Here is a 21,371-nt window from a genome sequence, read left to right as displayed (position 1 = left end):
TCAGACAGGGGTGGGGGAAGAAACGGCATCCAGCGCCGATAGCGCGGGAGCAAAGTGCTGCAACAAGGCCGTGCGACGCAAGCGGCCGTTGTCGGTCAACAGACCGGCCGTGGCACTGAACGGAGCCTCGGCGCGCAGCCACTGGTGCACGCGGGCGTAATCGGGCAGGCTGGCGTTGACGACATCGACAGCTGCCTGCAGATCGGCATCACCCGCAGTGCCACGCGGCACCAGCACGGCGACATTGCTGGCGCGCGCCTCGCCATGCAACCAGGCCTGGGCAATCGCCGGCTGCTGCGTCAGTTCGGCCTCGACCCACTCGGGATGGACATTGCGGCCGTAGGCGGTGACGAACATGTGCTTCTTGCGGCCCTGCAGCAGGATGAAGCCATCCTGTTCACGCGCCAGATCGCCGGTGTGCAACCAGTTGCCCTGCAACGGCGCTTCACCCAGGTAACCCAGCATGCGCGGGCCTTGCACCAGCAGTTCGCCATCCTCGGCCAGGCAGACCCTGGCATGTGGCAAGGGCTGGCCAACGCTGCCGATACGGCGTGCCTGCGGCGTGTTCAGGCAGACCACGGAAGCGCATTCGGACAGGCCATAGCCCTCCCACACCGGCAGCCCCAGGCGTTCGGCCCGCTGCAACAACTGGGCGCTGACAAAACCACCGCCCACTGCCAGCATGCGCAGGCTGGACGGCGGCTGCCAGCCCTGCTCCGCCGCCTGCACCAGGGCCAGCAGCAGTTGCGGTAGCAGGATCACGCTGTGCGGCTGTTCGCGCTGCAGCAAGGCCAGCAGCCGCGAAACGTCCAGCCCGGCCGCACCCGACCAGCCAATCTCCGGCAAGGACGGCACGATCACCTCGGCACCCTGCAACCACTGGGCATAGACTCCGGCGATGTTTTCCAGCAGCGTGGCCAGCGGCAGCAGGCACAGGTGGCGCTGCAGCTGCAGCCCGGCCGTGACCTGGCGCAGGCTATCTGCCACGGTCAGCTGGGTTTCCAGTGACAGGCAAACCCCCTTGGGCTGCCCGGTGGTTCCGGAGGTATAGGTGATCTTGGCCGTACCTGCATGCAGCGCCTGGCTCTGCGGCAACGTGCGCTGGTAGATCCCGCTGCGCACCGGCACAAAGCCGGCCTGCTCCAGTACGCCAGGCTGCAGCTGGTGGCCAATCAGCGTATCGATACCGGCACTGTCCAGCACATGGCGCTGCTGGCCGGCCGAAAAAAAGCCGGGCACCGGCACACAGACCAGGCCACTGGCGGCCAGCGCCAGGTCGTGCAGGCACCAGGCGGCGCTGTTGTCCAGCGCCAGCGCCACGCGTCGGGCGCGCAGCTTTGCCAACATCTGCTGCGCCTGTTCCAGTTGCTGCAGCAGCTGTTTGCCGTTCAGGCTGGCATCACTGCCACGCAGCACCGGGCGATTGGCGGCCCAGGACAGGGCCAGCAACAGGCTCTCAATGGACATCGCTGCGCTCCACGACCTGCGCCGGCCAGAGGCGCAGACGCTGCAGCTGGGCACGCGCCTGCTCTACCGACACCGCCATCACCTGCGGGCCGCAATCGTAATAGTGGCCCCAGGCCTGCCGTTCCTCCTCGTCCAGACAGAGCGGATCAGCCAGCCCCAGCGCATGCGGCTCGATACCCAGGCGACGAAAACTGTTCACCAGTGCCGTCGTGCCGGTAAACGTGACCCAGCGCAGGCCCAGTGACTCCAGCTCCTGCGTCAGCAACACGATCAGTGCGCGCGCCGAACCACGGCCATTGGCTGCCAGATTGCCGACCTCGACCAGTTCGCTGCGCGCTGGCGCATGGCCGATCAGCCGGCCCATCATCCGATCGACACGCTGTGGCAGGTAGCGCTCCAGGAACAGCGTGTCTTCGGCGGCGCTGCGCAAACCGAGTGCGCCCTGCAACTGGCCAGCGGCATCGACCAGGCCATACAGCATCGGCAGAAAACGCGTCAGCTGCGCACCATGCTCGAGCAAAAAACGCCCGGCCACATAGGCCTCGATACGGTGGCGCTGCAGCGGGTCAACCGCTGGCAACAGGCGCAGGGCTTCCGGCTTCAGCCGCTGGCGCGGCGCCTCTGTGTCTGTCCTGCCTGGCAGGGGAATTCCCATCATCTACTCCTTCGCCCGGTAGGGCGTGGGAGGGATGATGCAAAGGGGGGCTTAGCGGAAGATTAAGTCAAGAAGGTGATTCGACAGGTCGAATCAGGGCGATACCTTGCTGCATGGTCTGTCGGGCTACGCCCTTACAAGGCGCAGGACGGTTGGGAAACGTATTTATGCGAGTGGCATAAGGGGAAGCTGTAAAAACGCTCGGCCACAAAAAAAGCACCTGGATTTCTCTCAAGTGCTTGTTTTTGCTGATGAACCTGTGCGGTGTGGTGGTGGGTGCTGACGGGGTCGAACCGCCGACCTACGCCTTGTAAGGGCGCCGCTCTACCAACTGAGCTAAGCACCCCACGCCGATCAATTCAGGGCATCTTTCAGTCCCTTGCCAGGACGGAATTTCGGAATTCTAGCAGCTTTAATCGGGATTTCCTCGCCGGTCTGCGGATTTCTGCCTTTTCTTGCAGCGCGCTTGGCTACATCAAAGGTGCCAAAACCCACCAGGGTCACGCTGCCGCCCTTTTTCAGGGTGGTGGTGACAGCCCCCAAGGTGGCCTCGAGCGCACGGGCTGCGGCTGCCTTGGAGATGCCTGCCTGCTTGGCAATATGTTCGATCAACTCTGTCTTGTTCACGGAAGTCCCCCGATTGTTGCTTGTCTGGAGCGCATGTCTGGAGCCGGGACGGGTGCATGGACAGACCGGGGCATACATGCGTTACGCCACCAGCGCACAGTCGTCCTATTCAATTCATTGTAGCGAGCTTGTCCGGCGCACTCCATGTAGCATTCGATGGAGTGTCGCGTTTTCGTCCACAGGGCTTACCCCGCCTGCAACACCTGCGCCACCGCCCTGCCCATCTCCACCGTCGTCGCATGGCCGCCATGCAGGTCCGGCGTGCGTGGTAGGCCATGCTGCGGATCCAGCACCTGCTCGATCGCCTGCACGATGGCATCGTGCGCGTCGCGATGGCCCAGGAAGTCCAGCATCATGGCACCAGCCCAGATCTGGCCAACCGGGTTCGCGATGCCCTTGCCGGCAATATCCGGCGCCGAGCCATGCACCGGCTCGAACAGCGAAGGGAAACGGCGCGTCGGATTCAGGTTGGCACTGGGCGCGATGCCAATGGTGCCGGTACAGGCCGGGCCGAGATCGCTCAGGATGTCGCCAAACAGGTTGCTGGCTACCACCACGTCGAAGTAGTCCGGCCGCTGCACAAAGTGCGCGGTGAGGATGTCGATATGGAACTTGTCCACCACCACATCCGGATATTGGCGCGCCATCAGCGCGACGCGCTCGTCCCAGTACGGCATGGTGATGGCAATGCCGTTGGACTTGGTGGCGCTGGTCAGGTGCTGGCGCGGGCGCGATTGTGCCAGCTCGAAGGCGAAGCGCAGCACGCGGTCCACGCCCAGGCGCGTCATCACGGTTTCCTGCATCACCAGCTCGCGCTCGGTGCCCTCGAACATGCGGCCACCGATGGAGGAATACTCCCCCTCGGTGTTCTCGCGCACGATCAGCATGTCGATCTCGCCGGGCTGGCGCGGGCTGCCGTCGCGGCGCACCACCGGTGCCGTCACGCCCGGCATCAGGCGCGCCGGACGCAGGTTGATGTACTGGTCAAACTCGCGGCGGAACAGCAGCAGCGATTCCCATAGCGAGATATGGTCGGGGATCTTGTCTGGCCAGCCGACAGCGCCGAAGTAGATCGCGTCGTGCGTGCCGATCTGCTGCTTCCAGTCTTCCGGCAGCATGCGACCGTGCTGCCGGTAGTAGTCCCAGCAGGCAAAGTCGAAATGGTCACACTGCAGGGCAAAGCCGAAGCGCTGTGCCGCTACCTGCAGCACGCGCAGGCCTTCGGGCATGACTTCCTGGCCGATGCCGTCGCCGGCGATGACGGCAATGCGGTGCGTTTTCATGGCGCTACCGGATCAGCGGATACGCTGGCGGATTTCCGGAATCGCCTTGCGCATGTAGTAGGCCATGGACCAGACCGTCAGCACCACCGCCAACCAGAGCAGGATGTTGCCCCAGAAGCGGGTATCAATCAGGTCGAACAGCTGGCCGTTATAGAGCAGGAAGGGAATCGCCGTCATCTGCACCGTGGTCTTGATCTTGCCGATCATGTGCACCGCCACGCTGCGCGACGCACCGATCTGCGCCATCCATTCGCGCAAGGCGGAAATGGCGATTTCACGGCCAATGATGATGAGGGCGGCAAACACGTCGGCACGCTGCAGGTGCACCAGCACCAGCACGCTGGCACAAACCAGGAACTTGTCGGCCACCGGATCCAGGAAGGCACCAAAGGCCGAAGTCTGGTTGAGCTTGCGCGCCAGGTAGCCGTCAAACCAGTCCGTCATGGCAAAGATGATGAACATCAGCGCCGCCACCAGGTTCTGCGTCTGCTCTGCCAACGGCATGTAGAACACCGCCATCAGCAGGGGAATGGCGGCAATGCGCGTCCAGGTCAGGGCGGTGGGAATGGTCAGGAACATGGCGTATCAGGGCAAACGGTATCCTGCCGATTGTGGCATGGAAACATCAGCCCCGGCGCTGTCAGTGCAATGCGCGGTAGATCTGCGCCGCCAGCTCGGTGGAAATACCCTCGACGCTGGCCAGATCCTCTTCGGAGGCCTTGGCCACGCCGGCGACTCCGCCAAAGCGCTGCAACAGGCGCGCGCGCCGTTTCGGGCCAATGCCGGGGATGTCTTCCAGCCGGCTGCCGCCGGTGCGTACGCGGGCGCGCTTGGCGCGCATGCCGGTAATGGCAAAGCGGTGTGCCTCGTCGCGGATCTGCGCCACCAGCATCAGTGCCGCCGAATCCTGGCCCAGCCAGATCTTCTCGCGGCCATCGGCAAACACCAGCTCTTCCAGGCCGACCTTGCGGCCCTCGCCCTTTTCCACGCCGACGATGCGCGACAGGTCCATGCCGAGATCGCTGAACACCTCGCGTGCCACGCCGACCTGGCCCTTGCCGCCATCGATCAGCACGATGTCGGGCCAGCGCGGAGCCTTGTCGCTGTCAGCCGCTTCACCCGATTCGGCCGCCTCGTCCTGCCAGGCACGGATCTGCTCGGCCAACTTGCCGTAACGGCGCTGCAGCACCTGGCGCATGGCGGCGTAATCGTCACCGGGCGTGATGCCCTCGATGCCGTAGCGGCGGTAGCGCGAGGGCTGCATGGCGTGGTTCTGGAACACCACGCAGGAAGCCTGGCTGGCCTCACCAGCGGTGTGCGAGATATCGAAGCACTCGATATGCAGGCTGTCGAGCTCCTCGCGCTCCAGCCCGAGCGCTTCGGCCAGCGCCCGCGTACGCGCACGCTGCGAGCCCTCTTCGGCCAGCAGGCGCGCCAGTTGCAGGCCGGCGTTCTGCTCGGCCATCTGCAGCCAGGTGCGGCGCAGTTCACGCGGCTGGTGCACCGCCGTGATCTTGCGGCCGGCCTGCGCCGACAACGCCGCGACCAGCGCCGGTTGCAGCGGCACGCTGGTCACCAGCACCGGCGGCATGTCGGAACCCAGGTAGTGCTGCGCGACAAAGGCTTCGAGTACGGCCTGCTCCAGCTGTTCGTGCGTGGCCTCGATGCCGCCCTCCTCGCCTTCGACCAGCTTGCGCGCATCATCGAGCTGCGACGGAAAATGCGGCTTGTCGCCCAGATGGCGGCCACCGCGCACCATCGCCAGGTTGACACAGGCCTTGCCGCCCAGCACCTTGACCGCCAGGATATCGACGTCCTTGTCACTGGTGGATTCCACCGCCTGCTGGTGCAGGATGGCGCTCAGCGCCGACAACTGGTCGCGCACCTGCGCCGCCTGCTCGTACGCCATGCGCTCGGAGTAATCCATCATGCGCTGCTGCAGCTGGCGCATCACGTCATCGGCCGAGCCATCGAGAAAGGCCTGGGCATGCGCGACATCATCGGCATAGGCTGCCGTATCGATCAGGCCGACACAGGGTGCGGTGCAGCGCTTGATCTGGTACAGCAGGCAGGGCCGCGTGCGGTTGCTGAAAACCGAATCCTCGCAGGTGCGCAGCCGGAATACCTTCTGCAGCAGCTGGATGCTTTCCTTCACCGCCCAGGCGTTCGGGTACGGGCCGAAGTAGCGGTTGTGCTTGTCGGTGGCGCCACGGTAATAGGAGATGCGCGGAAACGCGCCGGGCTGCGGCTTGTCGTCCGGCAAGTTCTTGTTATGGCTGATGCCGCTGAAGCGCAGATAGGGATAGCTCTTGTCATCCCGGAACAGGATGTTGTACTTGGGCTTGAGCGTCTTGATCAGGTTGTTTTCCAGGATCAGCGCTTCGGCCTCGGAGCGCACCACCGTGACTTCGAGCCGGCGGATCTTGCCCACCATGAAGCCGATGCGCGTGCCGCCGTGGTCCTTCTGGAAATAGCTGGAGACACGCCGCTTCAGGTGGATCGCCTTGCCGACGTACAGCACCTGGTCGTCGGCATCGAAATAGCGGTAGACACCGGGCAGCGCCGGCAGCGCTGCGACCTGCTCCAGCACGGCGGGATCATGGCCGCTGCTGGCTGCGGGCGTCGGGGATTCTGCGGGCTGGGGGTCCTGGGGCGATGCGCTCATGCCTGCATTGTAGGGTTGCCGCACCGGGATGACGGACAATGCGGGCATGCCTGATACCACTGCCCTGCCCGCCCTGCCGCCCTTGCAATGGGACATCTTCTGCACCGTGATCGACAACTACGGCGATGCCGGCGTCTGCTGGCGTCTCGCCAGCCAGCTGGCCAGCCGCGGCCAGCGCGTACGCTTGTGGATCGACCAGCCAGAGGTGCTGACCTGGATGGCACCGGAACACAGCGCGGTGGACGTACGGCACTGGGTCAGCCCGCTGCCTGCGGCCGATCTGCCGACCCAGGCAGGCGAGGTGCTGATCGAGGCCTTTGGCTGCGAACTGGATGACAGCGTGCAGGCCTGGTGGGCACAGGGCCATGGCACCAGCAGCGGCCTCTGGCTGAACCTCGAATACCTGTCGGCCGAAGACTATGTGCTGCGCTGCCACGGCCTGCAGTCGCCGGTGATGCGCGGGCTGGCCGCCGGTTGCAGCAAGCGCTTTATCTATCCGGGTTTTGTGTCCGGCACTGGCGGGCTGCTGCGTGAAGCCGGTCTGTTGCAGCGCCAGCAGAACTTTGACCGTGCCGGCTGGCGCCAGCAACTGGGCGTGGCGACTGGCAGCGATCTGGTGTTGAGCCTGTTCTGTTACGAGCCGGACGCGCTGCCAGCCTTGCTGCAACAGCTGTCCGGCAGCGCCAGCCCGAACAGCTGGCTGGTATTCCAGGGTCGTGGTCGCGCCGCACTGGAGCAGCTAACAGGCCATGGCTTGCCGGTACAGCACGGCAGCAGCCAGTTGCTGCCGCTACCCTGGCTGGACCAGGCCGGGTTTGACGCGGTGCTCTGGGCCAGCGATTTCAATGCCGTACGCGGTGAAGATTCACTGGTGCGCGCCCTCTGGGCTGGCCAACCCTTTGTCTGGCACATCTACCCGCAGGACGACAATGCCCACCATGCCAAGCTCGATGCCTTTCTGGACTGGTTGCAGGCGCCGGCAGACTGGCGCGATTTCCACCATGCCTGGAACAGCATCGGCGAAGTAGTGTTGCCAGAACTGACGCCGGAGCGGCTGGCGCGCTGGCGCGTCTGTGCGCTGGAGGCACGTGCACGCCTGCTGGCGCAGCCGGATCTGGTCAGCCAGCTGCTGGTGCTGGCGCAGGCCGGCTGAAGCCGACGCGGGCCAAGATTCAGGCGCTGCGCGTATCGGGCAGGCGCCGTGCGATCTCGGTCACCAGCTGCTGCGCCAGCACGCGCTTGCTGGCATGCGGCAGTTCGGTCGTGCCTTCGGCATCGACCAGCAGCAAGGCGTTGTCATCCTTGCCAAAAGTGGCCGGGCCGATATTGCCGACCAGCAGTGGCACCTGCTTGCGCTCGCGCTTGGCCTGGGCATTGGCCTCCAGATCCTGGCTTTCGGCAGCAAAGCCGACGCAGAACAGCGAACCGTCCCTGGCCTGCGGTGTCTGCGCCACGGTGGCCAGGATGTCCGGGTTCTCGACAAAGGCCATCGCCGGCACCTCGCCGCTGCCGTCCTTCTTGATCTTGTGCTCGGCGGCTTCTGCCGGGCGCCAGTCGGCGACGGCGGCGGTGGCCACGAAGATGCCGTATTCGGGCAGATGCAGGCGCACCGCATCCAGCATCTGCTGCGCGCTCTGCACATCGATGCGCGTCACGCCCTCGGGCGTGGGCAGGTGCACCGGGCCGGCGATCAGCTTGACCGAGGCACCGGCTTCCTGCGCCGCGCGCGCAATGGCAAAGCCCATCTTGCCGCTGGAATGGTTGGTGATGCCACGTACCGGATCAATCGCCTCGAAGGTCGGGCCGGCGGTAATCAGGATCTGCTGGCCGGCCAGCACCTTGGGCGTGAAATGGGCAATCACCGCCTGCAGCAGCTGCTCCGGCTCCAGCATGCGGCCATCGCCGACTTCGCCACAGGCCTGGTCGCCATGGCCGACACCCAGCACCTGGGCGCCATCAGCCGCCACCTGCGCCAGATTGCGCTGCGTGGCCGGATGCGCGTACATCTCGCGGTTCATGGCCGGCGCAATCAGCAGCGGCTTGCCGGCCGGACGCGCCAGGCAGGTCAGACTCAGCAGTTCGTCGGCACGGCCCTGCACCAGGCGCGCGATGAAATCGGCGCTGCATGGTGCCAGCAGGATCAGGTCGGCATCACGGCCCAGATGGATGTGCGGCATGTTGTCGACGGTGCGCGCATCCCACTGGCTCAGCACCACCGGATGGCCGGACAGCGCCTGCATGGTGACCGGCGTGATGAACTGGCAGGCCGCCTCGGTCATCATCACCTGTACCGTGGCGCCGGCCTTGATCAGCTGGCGACACAATTCGGCCGACTTGTAGCAGGCCACGCCTCCGGTCAGGCCGAGCAGGATATGGCGGCCCTGCAATTCGCCGGCAGCTTGCTTGACGGAACAGTTATCCATGGCTTTCCCCTCTCCCTCTGTTTACTGCCAGTGTTGCAGGCCATCGATGGCCATGGCATAGCCTTGCACGCCCCAGCCGCACATCACGGCGCGGGCTGCCGGCGAAATATAGGAATGGTGGCGGAAGGCCTCACGCGCAAACACATTGCTGATGTGCAGCTCGACCAGCGGCACCGCCGTGCCCTTGATGGCATCGAGCAGGGCCACGCTGGTATGGGTATAGGCCCCGGCATTCAGCACCACGCCGACCAGCAGGCCCTGCGCATGCAGGCGACCGGCCTCGTGAATGGCATCCACCAGATCGCCTTCATGGTTGCTCTGGCGGAAATCGAGTGTCCAGCCGTGGCGCGTGCAGGCCTGCTGGCACAGCTGCTCGACATCGGCCAACGTGGACGAGCCGTACACCGTCGGCTCACGCGAGCCCAGCAGGTTGAGGTTGGGGCCATTGAGCACGAGCACGGTCTTGCTGGCCTGGGTACTGGATGCAGTTGTCATGAAAAAATCCTGTCTGCGGGGCAGGCCCGCCTCTGTGCGCATGATACCGCGCGCTCAGGCTTCGGAGTCCAGGTCTGGGATGCGGCTGAAGGCGATGCGCATCGGGGCGTGTTCGATGGCCTCGTGCGAGGTGGCAAAGTAGACCGCATTGCGGCCAAAGCGCTGGTTGAGCGCATCCACGGCGCGCAGCAGATCGTCACGGGCGCGCGGCGTCAGACCGGGCAACTCGCCCGGATCCTCGAACAGGTCTGGCGTGTGCTGCTGGTGCGGCACCAGTTCATGCAACAGCACCCCGACCTGCTGCGGCACCGCCACCGCAGCCAGCCCGTTGCCCCAGGCCAGATCGAGCAGGCGCAGCAACATGGCCGTGTCCTGCGTTTCCTGGAAATGCAGGTCACGCATGGCGGTGGTGGCTTCGGGCAAGGCCATGCCCAGATGGCCCTGCACCCAGACCTGCAGCGCCTGCGCATAAAAGCCCTGCCGGCGCAGTCGCATGGCGGCCTTCTGCAACAGCCGGTGCAGCACGGCACGCGCCGCTTCCGGATGCCGCATCGCCGGTGGCAGCACATGCGAGTGGCTGATGGAACGCGCCTCCACCTCAGGGGCCAGATGCCATTCGCCGCGCAGCTTGTCGTACATGGCACTGCCTTCGATGCCGCCCCAGGCGGTACGCAGCAGATCACGCGGTGCGACACAGAGCTGCTCCACCGTGTGGATACCGCAGGCCTGCAAGCGGCGCTCCAGCCGCTTGCCAATGCCATGGATATCGCGCAGCGCCAGCCCGAACAGGCGCTGCGGCAGCTCCTCGCGCGTGATCACGGTCAGGCCATCGGGCTTGTGCATATTGGAGGCCTGCTTGGCCAGCAGGATATTCGGCGCGATGCCGATGGAGACCTTGAGGCACTCGCCGAGTTCCTCATGCAGGCGCTGCTTGAGCTGTTGCGCCAGCCACTGTGCGCGTTCCGGCGTACGCCAGCTGCCAGTCAGTTCGCAGGCCATTTCATCGATCGACATCACGCGCAGCACCGGCACCAGGCTGTCGACCACGGCCACGGCGCGGTGGTGCATCTGCACATACAGCTCTGGCCGTGCCTCGCGCACGATCAGCTTGGGGCACAGCCGGCGCGCCTCGCTGATGCGGGTGCCGGTGCGGATGCCATAGCCGCGTGCCTCGTAACTGGCGGCAATGCAGCAGCTGCTCTCTGCCATGACCGGCGCCACCACCACCGGCTCGCCGCGCAGGGACGCGTCCAGCTGCTGCTCTACCGAGGCAAAGTAGGCATTGAAATCGATGAAGAGGACGCGCAGCATGGCAATGCAAAATATTTACTGTATGAATTTCCAGTATTCTGCATCAGTTTGGCGACGCTGAACAGCCCCCTGAACCTTATCTGCCTTGCACCTGCTCCACACCGCGATTCGCCAGCGCATCGGCCTTTTCGTTGCCGGGATCGCCGGCATGGCCCTTGACCCAGTGCCAGCTGATGCGATGGATGCCGCCATGCACCAGCGCATCCAGCTGCTGCCAGAGTTCGGCGTTCTTCACCGGCTGCTTGCTGGCCGTGATCCAGCCCTTCTTCTTCCAGTTGTGGATCCACTCGGTAATGCCCTGGCGCACGTACTGGCTGTCCAGGTACAAATCGACCTGACAGGGCCGCTTGAGCGCCTCCAGGCCGCGGATCACCGCGGTCAGTTCCATGCGGTTGTTGGTGGTCTCGGCCTCGCCACCAAACAGTTCCTTGCTGTGCGATCCGGACTGCAGCCAGACGCCCCAGCCGCCCGGCCCCGGGTTGCCCTTGCAGGCGCCATCGGTGTAGATGGTGACGTGTTGCATGCTTGTATTCTCCCGAAGCTTCCGAAGGTCCGGGATCATACACGCCGGCGCGACGACCCGCTTTGCTGCGCTACCGGCACCTGGCTGCGCTGGCGCTTGATTTCCTTCCAGCGCGGCTGCAGCATGCGCATGCCGCGCACGCGCTTCACTGCCGTCAGCAGGTAGACCCCGCCCAGCACCGGCCACCAGCGGTCGCCGGCGCGCTCTATCCATTCCAGCCGCTCGAACCAGCGTGCGCTGTCCATGCCCGGGCGATAGCAGCCAAAGCGGCCGCCCTCCACTTCCAGATTCAGCAGGCGCAGCCAGTCACGCAGCCGCCGATGCCCGATCAGGTCATCCACATCGGGAATGAAAGGTTCCAGCCGGCCGCCCATGCGGTGCGCCAGCATGCTGTAGTGCTGCTGCGCCCCCCACAGGCTGGTCGGGTTGAAGCCGATCACGATCAGGCGCCCCTCGGGCACCAGCACGCGCGCCACTTCGCGCAGCGTGGCATGCGGATCGGCGCTGGCTTCCAGCGTGTGCGGCAGCACCACCAGATCGAGGCTGTTCTCGGCAAACGGCAAGGCGGTCGGGTCCAGGATCAGGTCGGGTTGCGGCTGCGGCACACCGGCGGCCTGCACTTCCTGCGGCGTCACGGTGGCCGGTTCGTCCTGCCAGCAGGCCTCCACGCCAGCCAGCCAGCGGTGCTGGATGCGTGAGCTGCGCAGCAGCTGCAGATACTCGCAGCCGATCTGCAAAGCGTGGTAGCCAAAGCAGTCGGCCACCACCTGATCGCCATGTTCCAGTTCCCAGGCGTGCAGATATCTTCCGGCTGGCGAGCGGAACCATTGCGCAAAATCTATAATCTCGGAGGACATTTCCCTTGATCAGCCTGTTTTGAACCTCATGCACCTGCTGGCGCTACCTGCTTTCAATGACAACTATATCTGGATCCTGCACGACGGCGCTGCCGCCGTAGTGGTCGATCCGGGCGATGCCACCCCGGTCATTGAAGCCCTGCGCGCACAACAGCTGGCCCTGGCCGCCGTGCTGATCACGCACCACCACGCCGACCATGTCGGCGGGCTCGACGCGCTCTACCAGGCCTGCGGCAGCGCTGCCACGCAAGTGTACCTGCCCGTGGCCGACGGCGTGGCGCCCGGCGCCCACGCCAGCGTCCCGGCTTCCGCGATCCATTTTGTCCAGGGCGATGACCACATCACCCTGCTCGGCAGCCCGTTCCGCGTGATCGACGTGCCCGGCCATACCGCCGGCCATGTGGCCTATGCCAGCGATGCCGTTCCCGGCCAGCCACCGCTGCTGTTCTGTGGCGACACGCTGTTCTCCGGTGGCTGCGGCCGCCTGTTCGAAGGCACGCCAGCGCAGATGCTGGCCTCGCTTGATCGCCTGGCAGCCCTGCCCGCCCGCACCCTGGTGTGCTGCGCGCACGAGTACACGCTGTCCAACCTGCGCTTTGCGCTGGCTGCCGAACCCGACAATGCCGAACTGGCCGATTACCTGCGCCAGTGCGAGGCCCTGCGCGCCGAGGGAAAGCCGACCGTCCCGTCCACCATCGGACGGGAACTCCAGATCAACCCCTTCCTCCGGGTCCGGGAGCCTGCCCTGCAGCAGGCCGCGCAGGCACAAGGTGCCGCCAGTACCGGCCCGGTGGACACCCTGGCAGCCCTGCGCGAATGGAAAAACCGCTTCTGATTTCCTGCGCGGCTGCATCGGGTTTCCCGACACCGACTGTTCATGCCGACATTCCGATACCTGTGCGCTGCCCTGATGCTGGTCCTGCTGGCGGGCTGCGCCTCTACCAGCCAGACCTCTTCCACCGGTTCCGGCCTGCGCGTTCCCGATCTTGATCGTGGCCGCACCAGCCTCGGCCTCAACAACCCCAACAACGTCTGGGATCGCCTGCGCCAAGGCTTTGCCATGCCGGATCTGGACAACGCCACCGTGCGTGATCGTGAATCCTGGTACACGCGCAACCCGGCCTCGATCCAGCGCCTGATCGGCAGCTCCGACAAGTACATCTACCACGTGATCGAGGCGCTGGAAAGCCGCAACATGCCGACCGAGATCGCGCTGCTGCCCTACGTGGAAAGCTCGTTCAACCCGCTGGCCGTGAGCAGCGCCAAGGCCGCCGGCATGTGGCAATTCATGCCGGCCACCGGCCGGCAGTACGAACTGCACCAGAACCTGTTCCTGGACAACCGGCGCGATGTGGTGCAATCCACGCGCGCCGCACTCGATTACCTGCAGCGCCTCTACAACATGTTTGGCGACTGGCACCTGGCGCTGGCCGCCTACAACTGGGGCGAAGGCAATGTACAGCGCGCCATCCGCCGCAACCAGGCGGCTGGCCGTGGCACCAGCTATTCCGAGCTGACCATGCCGCAGGAAACGCGCCAGTACGTGCCCAAGCTGCAGGCGCTGAAGAACATCGTGCGCAACCCGGCCACCTTCAACACCGCGCTGCCCAACATCGCCAACCACCCGTACTTCGACCAGGTGCGCATCACGCGTGACATGGACGCCAGCATCGTGGCGCGCATGGCCGGCATCTCGCTCGATGATTTCCGTGCGCTCAACCCCTCGCTCAACCGCCCGCTGGTGATTGCCTCGCTGACGCCCACGCTGCTGCTGCCCTGGCAGAGCGCGCCGCGCTTCCGCCAGAACCTGGCCAACGCGCGTGACGAGCAGCTGGCCAGCTGGACCGTCTGGACCGTGCCGGCCGACATGAGCGTGGCCGAAGTGGCGCGCCAGCACGGCGCCGATGAGGAAGAGCTGCGCAGCATCAACCGCATTCCCTCACGCATGCGCGTTCGCAGCGGCTCCACCTTGCTGGTGCCGCGCCAGGATCACCATGCCGACGAGATTTCGCCGCTGGTGGCGCGCAGCGGCAGCATCAGCTTCCTGCCCGAAGTGGCGCTGCAGACCACCTCGCTCAAGGCCGAAGCCGGCGACACGATTGCCAGCTTTGCCGAGCGTTTCGGCCTGCCGGTCAGCTCTGTCGCCAGCTGGAACAATGCCAGTCCGAACACACGCCTGGGCGCCGGCCAGGAAGTGACCGTGCAGCTGCCGCGCCAGCAGGCCAGCCAGTTGCTGCGCCAGCAACAACAGGCCGAAGCCGCTGCCGAACGCCGCGCACGGGAAGCCGAGGAACGCTCTGAGGCAGCGGCCGAGCGCCGTGCCCGGGAAGTCGAAGAGCAGCGCGCCGCCGCTGAACGCCGGGCACGAGATGCCGAAGAACGTGCCGCTGCCGAACGCCGTACCCGTGCAGCAGAGCCGCAGGCACGTGCCGTGCGCAACCAGCCAGCCGCCGAACCAGCGACAGCGCGCAGCAGCAATCGCCGTACCGCTACGCCGGCCACCGACACGCGTGCAGCAGGCAGCACACGCGCCGCACGCAACGCCAAGCCGGAAGCAGCCACCACGCCGGCCAAACGCAATACGCGTACCGCCGCCACCAGCGACAGCCGACAGCGCGCCGACAGCAAGGCCGAGGAAACCGCACCCGCCAGGGGCAAGCGCACCAGCAGGCAGGAAGAAACTGCTCCAGCCAAAAGCCAGCGTGCCGTGAAGGCAGAAGACCGCAGCACCAACAAGCTCGCGTCCACGGGCAAGGCTGCTGCAAGCAAGACCGACACCAAGGCGGATGCGACCGACAGCAAGGCCAGCAGCCGCACTAGCGCCAGATCGGCCAGGGCCGAGGCCGAACCCGCCAAGCGCAACACCGGCAAGGCAGCGCGCGCCACCGACACTGCCGACGACAAGCCGACGCGCGCCAAGCCCGCTGCTGACCGAAAAGCAGCCGCAGACAAGCCAGTCACGGAAAAGAAGCCGGCTGACAAGAGGACAGCAGACAAGAAGCCTGCTGCCGACAAGAAAACCACCGCCCGATCACGCTAAGCGCGTGATCGGGATCGGTTTCAGCCAAACTGCTGCTGCAGGCGCGCCGCCAACGCCTGCTCCAGCGCTGGCAGCTGCGTCTTGACCGCAGCCACGCGCGCTTCTGGCGAAGGCCGCTGCGCACCACCCCAGACCGGCCCGGGGAAATGGCTGTCCCAGTCAAAACGGGCAATCACGTGCCAGTGCAGGTGCGGCACCACATTGCCCAGCGTGGCCAGGTTGATCTTGGTCGGGCGCAAGTAGTCGCGCAGCTGCTGCTCCACCAGAGTCACCGCTTCCATGCCCTGCTGGCGTTCACAGGCCGACAGATCGCTCCACTCCGCCACATGGCGATTCCAGATCAGGCGGTAGAACGCCGGGAACGGCGCATTGGCCGCTTCGCCGGCGTGCACCAGCCGCCAGTCACGACCGCGCCAGACGACACGGCCACCGTCCTCGCTGCACAGCACACAATCCTGTTTCATGATGTTGTTCCTTTCCGGCTGCAGGCACATCCTGTCGCAAAGCCGCATGCCATGCGCGCCCCGACCTGCTATCTTCGGGGATTATCGTACGCCACACCATTGCCCTGCCATGCCCGCTCCCGTATCCCGCCGCCACTGCCTGCAACTGATTCCCGCCCTCGGCCTGTTCAGCCTGAGTGGCTGCTCGGTCGCCTCGGTGCTGCGCAACATTGATCTTGATGGCGATATGCTGCAGCGCAAGCTGGCTGCGCGCTTCCCGATGCAGCAGCGCCTGCTCGGTGCCGAGATCACGCTGCGCAACCCGCGCCTGAGCTTCCACCCCGACAGCAACCAGATCGGCACCCGGGTACAGGCCGATGTGCCCTCGGTATTCGGCCTCACGCCAGCGCTGTCCGGCCCGGTGGACCTGCGCTATGGCCTGCGCTACGAACCCACGGACAACAGCGTGCGCATCACCGACCTGCGCGTACAGACCATCGACCTGCGCGATCCCGCCGGCCGCAGCCAGCCGCGCATCAACCAGGCGGTCAGCCTGCTCGGCGAGCAGCTGTTCAGCGATTACAACGTCTACCAGCTGACCGAATCCGACCTGGCCAAGGCACGCCAGCTGCGCCTGAAGCCCGGCAAGGTCACGGTGCGCCGCAGCGGTCTGGAAATCGAGCTGTTGCCATCCAGCTAGACCCTGCACGCCATGCCGGATTCATCCCGCATCTAGAATCACTTCACCAAACAATTAATTGATTCACGCGGCTACGCGCCGTTCTTGCAAGGGAAGACACAGATGAACCATTGGGACCAGGCCTACAGCGATGCCGAGGGCTACAAGTACGGCGAACAGCCGAACGCCTTTCTGAAGGAACAGGCGCACCGGATTCCGGCCGGCGCCCGCGTGCTGGTACCCGGCGATGGCGAAGGCCGCAACGGCGTCTGGCTGGCGGAACAAGGCCACGAGGTGACATCGCTGGACAACTCGGCGGTCGGCCTGGCCAAGGCCGATGACCTGGCGCGCCGCCGCCAGGTACCGCTGCAAACCGTGCTGGCGGACCTGGCCGACTGGCAGCCGGAACCAGCCAGCGCCGATGCCGTGGTGCTGACCTATCTGCACCTGCCGCCAGAGCTGCGTACGCCGGTGATGCACAAGCTGGTGCAGGCACTCAAGCCCGGTGGCCTGCTGATCCTGGAAGCCTTCCATCCACGCCAGCTGCACTACCACAGCGGTGGCCCGAAGAACGAAGCCATGCTGTACACGCTGGAACTGTTGCGCAACGACCTGGCCGCAGCCATGCAGGAGCTGCTGGCCAGCGAATCGGAAACCGTGCTCGACGAAGGACCTGGCCACCAGGGGCCGGCCTATGTCACTCGCTGGATCGGCCAAAAAATCTGACAAACATCCTGATCAGGAATATTTCCTGATCTGACGCACAAAAAACAGGCCTGGCAATCGCCAGGCCTGTGTCGTCATGGACGTCTGAAAACCAGCTTACACCAGCACGCGCTCAATGCCGCCGCTGTTGGCAGCATCCACGTACTCCTTCATCCAGTTCTCGCCCAGGATCTGCTTGGCCATCTCGACCACGATGTAGTCGGTTTCCATCAGGCCGTTCGGCAGGTCCTCGTTGTAGCGGCTCAGGCCCTGGAAGCAGCTCGGGCAGCTGGTCAGCATCTTCACCGGCTGCTTGCCTTCCGACGGCGCCAGGCCATTGGCCTGCTGCAGCTCGGCCAGCTGGCCGGCGTTCTTGCGAATTTCCTCGGTCTTGCGGAAGCGCACCTGGGTCGAGATGTCGGGACGGCTCACGCCCAGCGTGCCGGATTCGCCACAGCAACGATCGCTCTTGACCACGGCATCGCCCAGCAGGCCCTTCACCGTCTTCATCGGATCCTGCAGCTTGAGCGGCGTGTGGCAGGGATCGTGGTACAGATAGCCTTCCGGACGCGGCAGCGTGATGTTCTTTTCCAGCAGGAATTCGTGGATGTCGATGATGCGGCAGCCCGGGAAGATCTTCTCGAACTGGTAGTCCTGCAGCTGGTCATAACAGGTGCCGCAGCTCACCACCACGGTCTTGATATCCAGGTAGTTGAGCGTGGTGGACACGCGGTGGAACAGCACGCGGTTGTCGGTGATCATCTTCTCGGCCACGTCGAACTGGCCGGAGCCGCGCTGCGGGTAGCCACAGCAGACATAGCCCGGCGGCAGCACGGTCTGCACGCCGGCATGCCACAGCATCGCCTGCGTCGCCAGGCCGACCTGGCTGAACAGGCGCTCCGAGCCGCAGCCCGGGAAGTAGAACACCGCCTCGCTATCGACCGAGCTGTTCTGCGGATTGCGGATCACTGGCACATAGGCACGATCCTGGATATCCAGCAGCGCACGCGCGGTCTTGGTCGGCAGGCCACCCGGCAACTTCTTGTTGACGAAGTGAATGATCTGTTCCTTCAGCGGCGCCTGGCCTACGCTGGCCGGCGGGTGCGCGGTCTGCTGCTTGCTGGCCACGCGGAACACATCGACCGCGGCGCGCTGCGCCTTGAAGCCGACGTTCACCATGGCGGTGCGCATCAGGTTGATCTTGGTCGGCTCGGTGGCGTTGAGCATGGTCATGGCCAGCGCCTTGCCGGGACGGAAACTCTGCTTGTCCATCTTGCGCAGCAGGTTGCGCATGTTCATGGAAACATCGCCAAAGTCGATGTCCACCGGGCACGGCGCAAAGCACTTGTGGCAGACCGTGCAGTGCTCGGCCACGTCCTCGAACTCGCTCCAGTGGCGCAGGCTGACGCCGCGGCGCGTCTGCTCCTCGTAGAGGAAGGCTTCGGCTAGCAGCGAGGTTGCCAGGATCTTGTTGCGCGGGCTGTACAGCAGGTTGGCGCGCGGTACGTGCGTGGCGCACACCGGCTTGCACTTGCCGCAGCGCAGGCAGTCCTTCACGCTGTCGACAATGGAGCCGATATCGCTCTGCTGCATGATGATGGACTCGTGTCCCATCAGGCCAAAGCTCGGCGTATAGGCATTGGTCAAGTCGGCCAGCGCCGTGGTGCCGGCATAGACGGCACGCTGGGAATCGCTCATTACCACCGGACGCAGCAGCTTGCCCTTGTTGAAGCGGCCTTCGGGATCGATGCGCGCCTTGTAGTCGGCAAACGGCGCCAGCTCGTCATCGGTCAGGAATTCCAGCTTGGTGATGCCGATACCGTGCTCGCCCGAAATCACGCCGTCCAGGCTGCGCGCCAGCGCCATGATGTTCTTGACCGCACCATGGGCCAGTTGCAGCATGTCGTAGTCATCGCTGTTGACCGGGATGTTGGTGTGCACGTTGCCGTCACCGGCGTGCATGTGCAGCGCCACCCAGACACGGCCCTTGAGCACGCGCTGGTGTACTGCATCCACCGCTTCCAGCAGCGGCTTGTAAGCATCGCCCAGGAAAATCGACTGGAACGGCTTGCGCAGCTGGGTCTTCCAGCTGGCGCGCAAGGAGTGGTCCTGCAGTTCCAGGAAGTGGGCATCGATATTGTCGAACCAGCCCTGCCACTGCGCGCGCACTTCGGTAATCAGCGCCTTGGCCTTGGCCACGCGCTGCGGCAGCAGGTCGCGCACATCACCGCTTTCCATGGCGGCGGCTTCGGCATCGAACTTGCCCAGCGGCAGCACCGGCTGGTCAAAAAAGGCCAGCAACTCGTCGCACAGCTGGATCTTGTTGCGCAGGCTCAGCTCGATGTTGATACGCTCGATGCCGTCGGTGTACTCGGCCATGCGCGGCAGCGGAATCACCACGTCCTCGTTGATCTTGAAGGCGTTGGTGTGGCGGCTGATGGCCGCGGTGCGCTTGCGGTCGGCCCAGAATTTCTTCGCCGCTTCGGGCGTGGTGGCAATAAAGCCTTCGCCGGCGCGGCTGTTGGCAATGCGCACGACTTCGCTGGTGGCACGTGCCACGGCGTCCGGATCGTCACCGACGATATCGCCGATCAGCACCATCTTGGGCAGGCCGCTGCCGCCCATCTCGCCGCTGGAGCCACGCTGGCTCTTGGTAGCGTAGCCGACTGCCTTCAGGTAGCGGTCGTCCAGGTGCTCCAGACCAGCCAGCATCACGCCGGTGCGCTTCTGCTCCTCGAACATGAAGTCGCGGATCTCGACGATGCTGGGCACGGCCAGCTTGGCGCTGCCGAAGAACTCCAGGCAGACGGTGCGGCTGTGCGTGGGCATGCGGTGCATGACCCAGCGCGCGCTGGTGATCAGGCCGTCACAGCCCTCTTTCTGGATGCCCGGCAGGCCGCTGAGGAACTTGTCGGTCACGTCCTTGCCCAGGCCTTCCTTGCGGAAGGTGGCACCCGGAATATCCAGGCGTTCGGTGCGCAGCGGCGTCTTGCCGTCAGCGGCAAAGTAGCGCAGCTCGAAGCTGGCCATATCGGCGTCGTGGATCTTGCCCATGTTGTGACCAATGCGGTGCACCTCCAGCCATTCGGCATTCGGTGTCACCATGCGCCAGCTGGCCAGGTTGTCCAGCGCGGTACCCCAGAGCACGGCCTTCTTGCCGCCGGCGTTCATGGCGATGTTGCCGCCAATGCAGGAAGCCTCGATCGAGGTCGGGTCCACGGCAAACACCAGGCCGGCGCGCTCGGCGGCTTCGGCCACGCGGACCGTCACCACGCCGGCGCCGCTCCAGACCGTCGGCACCGGATGGTCCATGCCGGGCAGCTGCACCATCTCGACTTCGGTCAGCTGGTCCAGCTTTTCGGTGTTGATGACGGCACTCTTCCAGGTCAGCGGGATGGCGCCACCGGTATAGCCGGTACCGCCGCCACGCGGAATGATGGTCAGGCCCAGGTCGACACAGCCCTTGACCAGCTCGGCCATTTCGGCTTCGGTGTCGGGGGTGAGCACGACAAAGGGATACTCGACGCGCCAGTCGGTGGCGTCGGTCACATGGCTGACGCGGCTCAGGCCGTCAAACTTGATGTTGTCCTTGTGCGTATGGCGGCCCAGGCGGCGTTGCACCTGCTGGCGCAGATCCAGTGTCACGCCAAAGGAGCGATCGAAGCTGTTGACCGCCTCGTGCGCCAGTTCCAGCAACTCGCCGACGGCGGCATTGCGGCGCTCGTCCTTGCTGTTGCCACCGTTGCTGCGACGCTTGTCGATCTCGCCCAGGCGGTGGCGCATGGCATCAATCAGCATGGCGCGGCGCTTGGGGTTGTCCAGCAGGTCGTCCTGCACATAGGGGTTGCGCTTGATCACCCACATGTCGCCCAGCACCTCGTACAGCATGCGGGCGGAACGGCCAGTCTCGCGCTCGCTGCGCAACTCGTTCAGCAGTTCCCAGCCGTGGTAGCCCATCAGGCGTTCCACGATCTCGGCATCGGAGAAGCTGGTGTAGTTGTAGGGAATCTCGCGGATGCGCTGGCGGCCATCGGCGGCGGCCAGCAAATTCTTGTGCATTACGGGTGCATTCATGGCGATCAGGGCCTCATGACGCATCGCGCCTGGAGCGGGCGGGACGCTGGGTAAATCTGGCGCAAACAGGGATTTTAGTCTAAGGGGTTACACCAGACATCTTTGTGGATACTGCACTGCAACA

18 protein-coding genes and 1 tRNA gene are annotated in these 21,371 nt (G+C 65.1%); 5 read left to right on the top strand and 14 right to left on the bottom strand.

From position 1 onward, the window contains the following. The 7 genes from V1261_RS04735 to uvrC all read right to left on the bottom strand — a co-directional run bounded on the left by V1261_RS04735 (window position 1) and on the right by uvrC (window position 6,697). Window positions 1-1,467 carry an AMP-binding protein gene (locus V1261_RS04735; protein ID WP_329770287.1) on the bottom strand — a complete coding sequence of 489 codons (1,467 nt, stop codon included), beginning with the start codon at window positions 1,465-1,467 and terminating at the stop codon, window positions 1-3. Next, window positions 1,457-2,122 carry a thermostable hemolysin gene (locus V1261_RS04730; RefSeq protein ID WP_329770286.1) on the bottom strand — a complete coding sequence of 222 codons (666 nt, stop codon included), beginning with the start codon at window positions 2,120-2,122 and terminating at the stop codon, window positions 1,457-1,459. The genes V1261_RS04735 and V1261_RS04730 overlap by 11 nt, the downstream gene beginning before the upstream one ends. Window positions 2,123-2,392: 270 nt before the next feature. Beyond that, window positions 2,393-2,468 (bottom strand) — tRNA-Val (locus V1261_RS04725). Between the two features lie 8 nt (window positions 2,469-2,476). Continuing rightward, window positions 2,477-2,749: an HU family DNA-binding protein gene (locus V1261_RS04720; protein WP_026320373.1), complete on the bottom strand. Its 273-nt coding sequence runs from the start codon at window positions 2,747-2,749 to the stop codon at window positions 2,477-2,479. 185 nt (window positions 2,750-2,934) lie between these two features. After that, a complete protein-coding gene (locus V1261_RS04715) occupies window positions 2,935-4,032 on the bottom strand; it encodes a tartrate dehydrogenase (protein ID WP_329770285.1) in 1,098 nt (365 codons plus the stop codon). 12 nt (window positions 4,033-4,044) lie between these two features. Beyond that, window positions 4,045-4,611: a CDP-diacylglycerol--glycerol-3-phosphate 3-phosphatidyltransferase gene (pgsA, locus tag V1261_RS04710; protein ID WP_329770284.1), complete on the bottom strand. Its 567-nt coding sequence runs from the start codon at window positions 4,609-4,611 to the stop codon at window positions 4,045-4,047. Between the two features lie 61 nt (window positions 4,612-4,672). Continuing rightward, complete coding sequence (gene uvrC, locus V1261_RS04705; protein WP_329770283.1) at window positions 4,673-6,697, bottom strand: excinuclease ABC subunit UvrC; 2,025 nt, start codon at window positions 6,695-6,697, stop codon at window positions 4,673-4,675. A gap of 46 nt (window positions 6,698-6,743) precedes the next feature. On the opposite strand from uvrC, the gene earP reads away from it, so the two are divergent. After that, on the top strand, window positions 6,744-7,850 hold the full coding sequence (gene earP / locus V1261_RS04700; protein ID WP_329770282.1) for an elongation factor P maturation arginine rhamnosyltransferase EarP: 1,107 nt from the start codon (window positions 6,744-6,746) through the stop codon (window positions 7,848-7,850). 19 nt (window positions 7,851-7,869) lie between these two features. Here earP and coaBC read toward each other — a convergent pair whose 3' ends face one another. The 5 genes from coaBC to V1261_RS04675 all read right to left on the bottom strand — a co-directional run bounded on the left by coaBC (window position 7,870) and on the right by V1261_RS04675 (window position 12,306). Further along, window positions 7,870-9,120, bottom strand: coding sequence for a bifunctional phosphopantothenoylcysteine decarboxylase/phosphopantothenate--cysteine ligase CoaBC (gene coaBC / locus V1261_RS04695; RefSeq protein ID WP_329770281.1), 1,251 nt, complete (start codon window positions 9,118-9,120; stop codon window positions 7,870-7,872). A 21-nt stretch (window positions 9,121-9,141) separates the two neighbouring features. After that, window positions 9,142-9,615, bottom strand: coding sequence for a type II 3-dehydroquinate dehydratase (aroQ, locus tag V1261_RS04690; RefSeq protein WP_329770280.1), 474 nt, complete (start codon window positions 9,613-9,615; stop codon window positions 9,142-9,144). A 54-nt stretch (window positions 9,616-9,669) separates the two neighbouring features. After that, window positions 9,670-10,926 carry a Y-family DNA polymerase gene (locus V1261_RS04685; protein ID WP_329770279.1) on the bottom strand — a complete coding sequence of 419 codons (1,257 nt, stop codon included), beginning with the start codon at window positions 10,924-10,926 and terminating at the stop codon, window positions 9,670-9,672. 76 nt (window positions 10,927-11,002) lie between these two features. Then, entirely contained in the window at window positions 11,003-11,449 is a 447-nt protein-coding gene (gene rnhA / locus V1261_RS04680) for a ribonuclease HI (RefSeq protein WP_329770278.1), read from the bottom strand. Window positions 11,450-11,484: 35 nt separating this feature from the next. After that, the gene (locus V1261_RS04675; RefSeq protein WP_329770277.1) at window positions 11,485-12,306 is read right to left on the bottom strand and encodes a class I SAM-dependent methyltransferase; all 822 of its coding nucleotides are present in this window, start codon (window positions 12,304-12,306) and stop codon (window positions 11,485-11,487) included. Between the two features lie 28 nt (window positions 12,307-12,334). On the opposite strand from V1261_RS04675, the gene gloB reads away from it, so the two are divergent. Together gloB and V1261_RS04665 are read left to right on the top strand one after the other, a co-directional pair. Continuing rightward, the gene (gloB, locus tag V1261_RS04670) at window positions 12,335-13,141 is read left to right on the top strand and encodes a hydroxyacylglutathione hydrolase (RefSeq protein WP_329770572.1); all 807 of its coding nucleotides are present in this window, start codon (window positions 12,335-12,337) and stop codon (window positions 13,139-13,141) included. 42 nt (window positions 13,142-13,183) lie between these two features. Next, on the top strand, window positions 13,184-15,346 hold the full coding sequence (locus tag V1261_RS04665) for a transglycosylase SLT domain-containing protein (RefSeq protein WP_329770276.1): 2,163 nt from the start codon (window positions 13,184-13,186) through the stop codon (window positions 15,344-15,346). A 20-nt stretch (window positions 15,347-15,366) separates the two neighbouring features. On the opposite strand, the gene V1261_RS04660 is transcribed toward V1261_RS04665, so the two are convergent. Next, window positions 15,367-15,810: an HIT family protein gene (locus V1261_RS04660; RefSeq protein ID WP_329770275.1), complete on the bottom strand. Its 444-nt coding sequence runs from the start codon at window positions 15,808-15,810 to the stop codon at window positions 15,367-15,369. A gap of 109 nt (window positions 15,811-15,919) precedes the next feature. Here V1261_RS04660 and V1261_RS04655 point away from each other — a divergent pair, with 109 nt between their 5' ends. Both V1261_RS04655 and V1261_RS04650 read left to right on the top strand, forming a co-directional pair. Next, entirely contained in the window at window positions 15,920-16,489 is a 570-nt protein-coding gene (locus tag V1261_RS04655) for a YceB family lipoprotein (RefSeq protein ID WP_329770274.1), read from the top strand. Between the two features lie 102 nt (window positions 16,490-16,591). Then, window positions 16,592-17,194 carry a class I SAM-dependent methyltransferase gene (locus tag V1261_RS04650; protein WP_329770273.1) on the top strand — a complete coding sequence of 201 codons (603 nt, stop codon included), beginning with the start codon at window positions 16,592-16,594 and terminating at the stop codon, window positions 17,192-17,194. Window positions 17,195-17,290: 96 nt separating this feature from the next. Here V1261_RS04650 and V1261_RS04645 read toward each other — a convergent pair whose 3' ends face one another. After that, on the bottom strand, window positions 17,291-21,247 hold the full coding sequence (locus V1261_RS04645) for an FAD/FMN-binding oxidoreductase (protein WP_329770272.1): 3,957 nt from the start codon (window positions 21,245-21,247) through the stop codon (window positions 17,291-17,293). Between the last annotated feature and the right edge of the window lie 124 nt (window positions 21,248-21,371).

Source organism: Brachymonas sp. J145, from assembly GCF_036312245.1.
In the GTDB taxonomy this organism is placed as follows: Bacteria; Pseudomonadota; Gammaproteobacteria; order Burkholderiales; family Burkholderiaceae_C; genus Brachymonas; species Brachymonas wangyanguii.
This window is presented reverse-complemented; position numbering and strand designations above follow the sequence as displayed.

Excerpts from the sequence above, each read along its gene's own strand:
- V1261_RS04735 (WP_329770287.1), bottom strand. The coding sequence starts at position 1,467 with ATGTCCATTGAGAGCCTGTTGCTGGCCCTGTCCTGGGCCGCCAATCGC.
- V1261_RS04730 (WP_329770286.1), bottom strand. The coding sequence starts at position 2,122 with ATGGGAATTCCCCTGCCAGGCAGGACAGACACAGAGGCGCCGCGCCAG.
- V1261_RS04715 (WP_329770285.1), bottom strand. The coding sequence starts at position 4,032 with ATGAAAACGCACCGCATTGCCGTCATCGCCGGCGACGGCATCGGCCAG.
- pgsA (WP_329770284.1), bottom strand. The coding sequence starts at position 4,611 with ATGTTCCTGACCATTCCCACCGCCCTGACCTGGACGCGCATTGCCGCC.
- uvrC (WP_329770283.1), bottom strand. The coding sequence starts at position 6,697 with ATGAGCGCATCGCCCCAGGACCCCCAGCCCGCAGAATCCCCGACGCCC.
- earP (WP_329770282.1), top strand. The coding sequence starts at position 6,744 with ATGCCTGATACCACTGCCCTGCCCGCCCTGCCGCCCTTGCAATGGGAC.
- coaBC (WP_329770281.1), bottom strand. The coding sequence starts at position 9,120 with ATGGATAACTGTTCCGTCAAGCAAGCTGCCGGCGAATTGCAGGGCCGC.
- aroQ (WP_329770280.1), bottom strand. The coding sequence starts at position 9,615 with ATGACAACTGCATCCAGTACCCAGGCCAGCAAGACCGTGCTCGTGCTC.
- V1261_RS04685 (WP_329770279.1), bottom strand. The coding sequence starts at position 10,926 with ATGCTGCGCGTCCTCTTCATCGATTTCAATGCCTACTTTGCCTCGGTA.
- rnhA (WP_329770278.1), bottom strand. The coding sequence starts at position 11,449 with ATGCAACACGTCACCATCTACACCGATGGCGCCTGCAAGGGCAACCCG.
- V1261_RS04675 (WP_329770277.1), bottom strand. The coding sequence starts at position 12,306 with ATGTCCTCCGAGATTATAGATTTTGCGCAATGGTTCCGCTCGCCAGCC.
- gloB (WP_329770572.1), top strand. The coding sequence starts at position 12,335 with ATGCACCTGCTGGCGCTACCTGCTTTCAATGACAACTATATCTGGATC.
- V1261_RS04665 (WP_329770276.1), top strand. The coding sequence starts at position 13,184 with ATGCCGACATTCCGATACCTGTGCGCTGCCCTGATGCTGGTCCTGCTG.
- V1261_RS04660 (WP_329770275.1), bottom strand. The coding sequence starts at position 15,810 with ATGAAACAGGATTGTGTGCTGTGCAGCGAGGACGGTGGCCGTGTCGTC.
- V1261_RS04655 (WP_329770274.1), top strand. The coding sequence starts at position 15,920 with ATGCCCGCTCCCGTATCCCGCCGCCACTGCCTGCAACTGATTCCCGCC.
- V1261_RS04650 (WP_329770273.1), top strand. The coding sequence starts at position 16,592 with ATGAACCATTGGGACCAGGCCTACAGCGATGCCGAGGGCTACAAGTAC.
- V1261_RS04645 (WP_329770272.1), bottom strand. The coding sequence starts at position 21,247 with ATGAATGCACCCGTAATGCACAAGAATTTGCTGGCCGCCGCCGATGGC.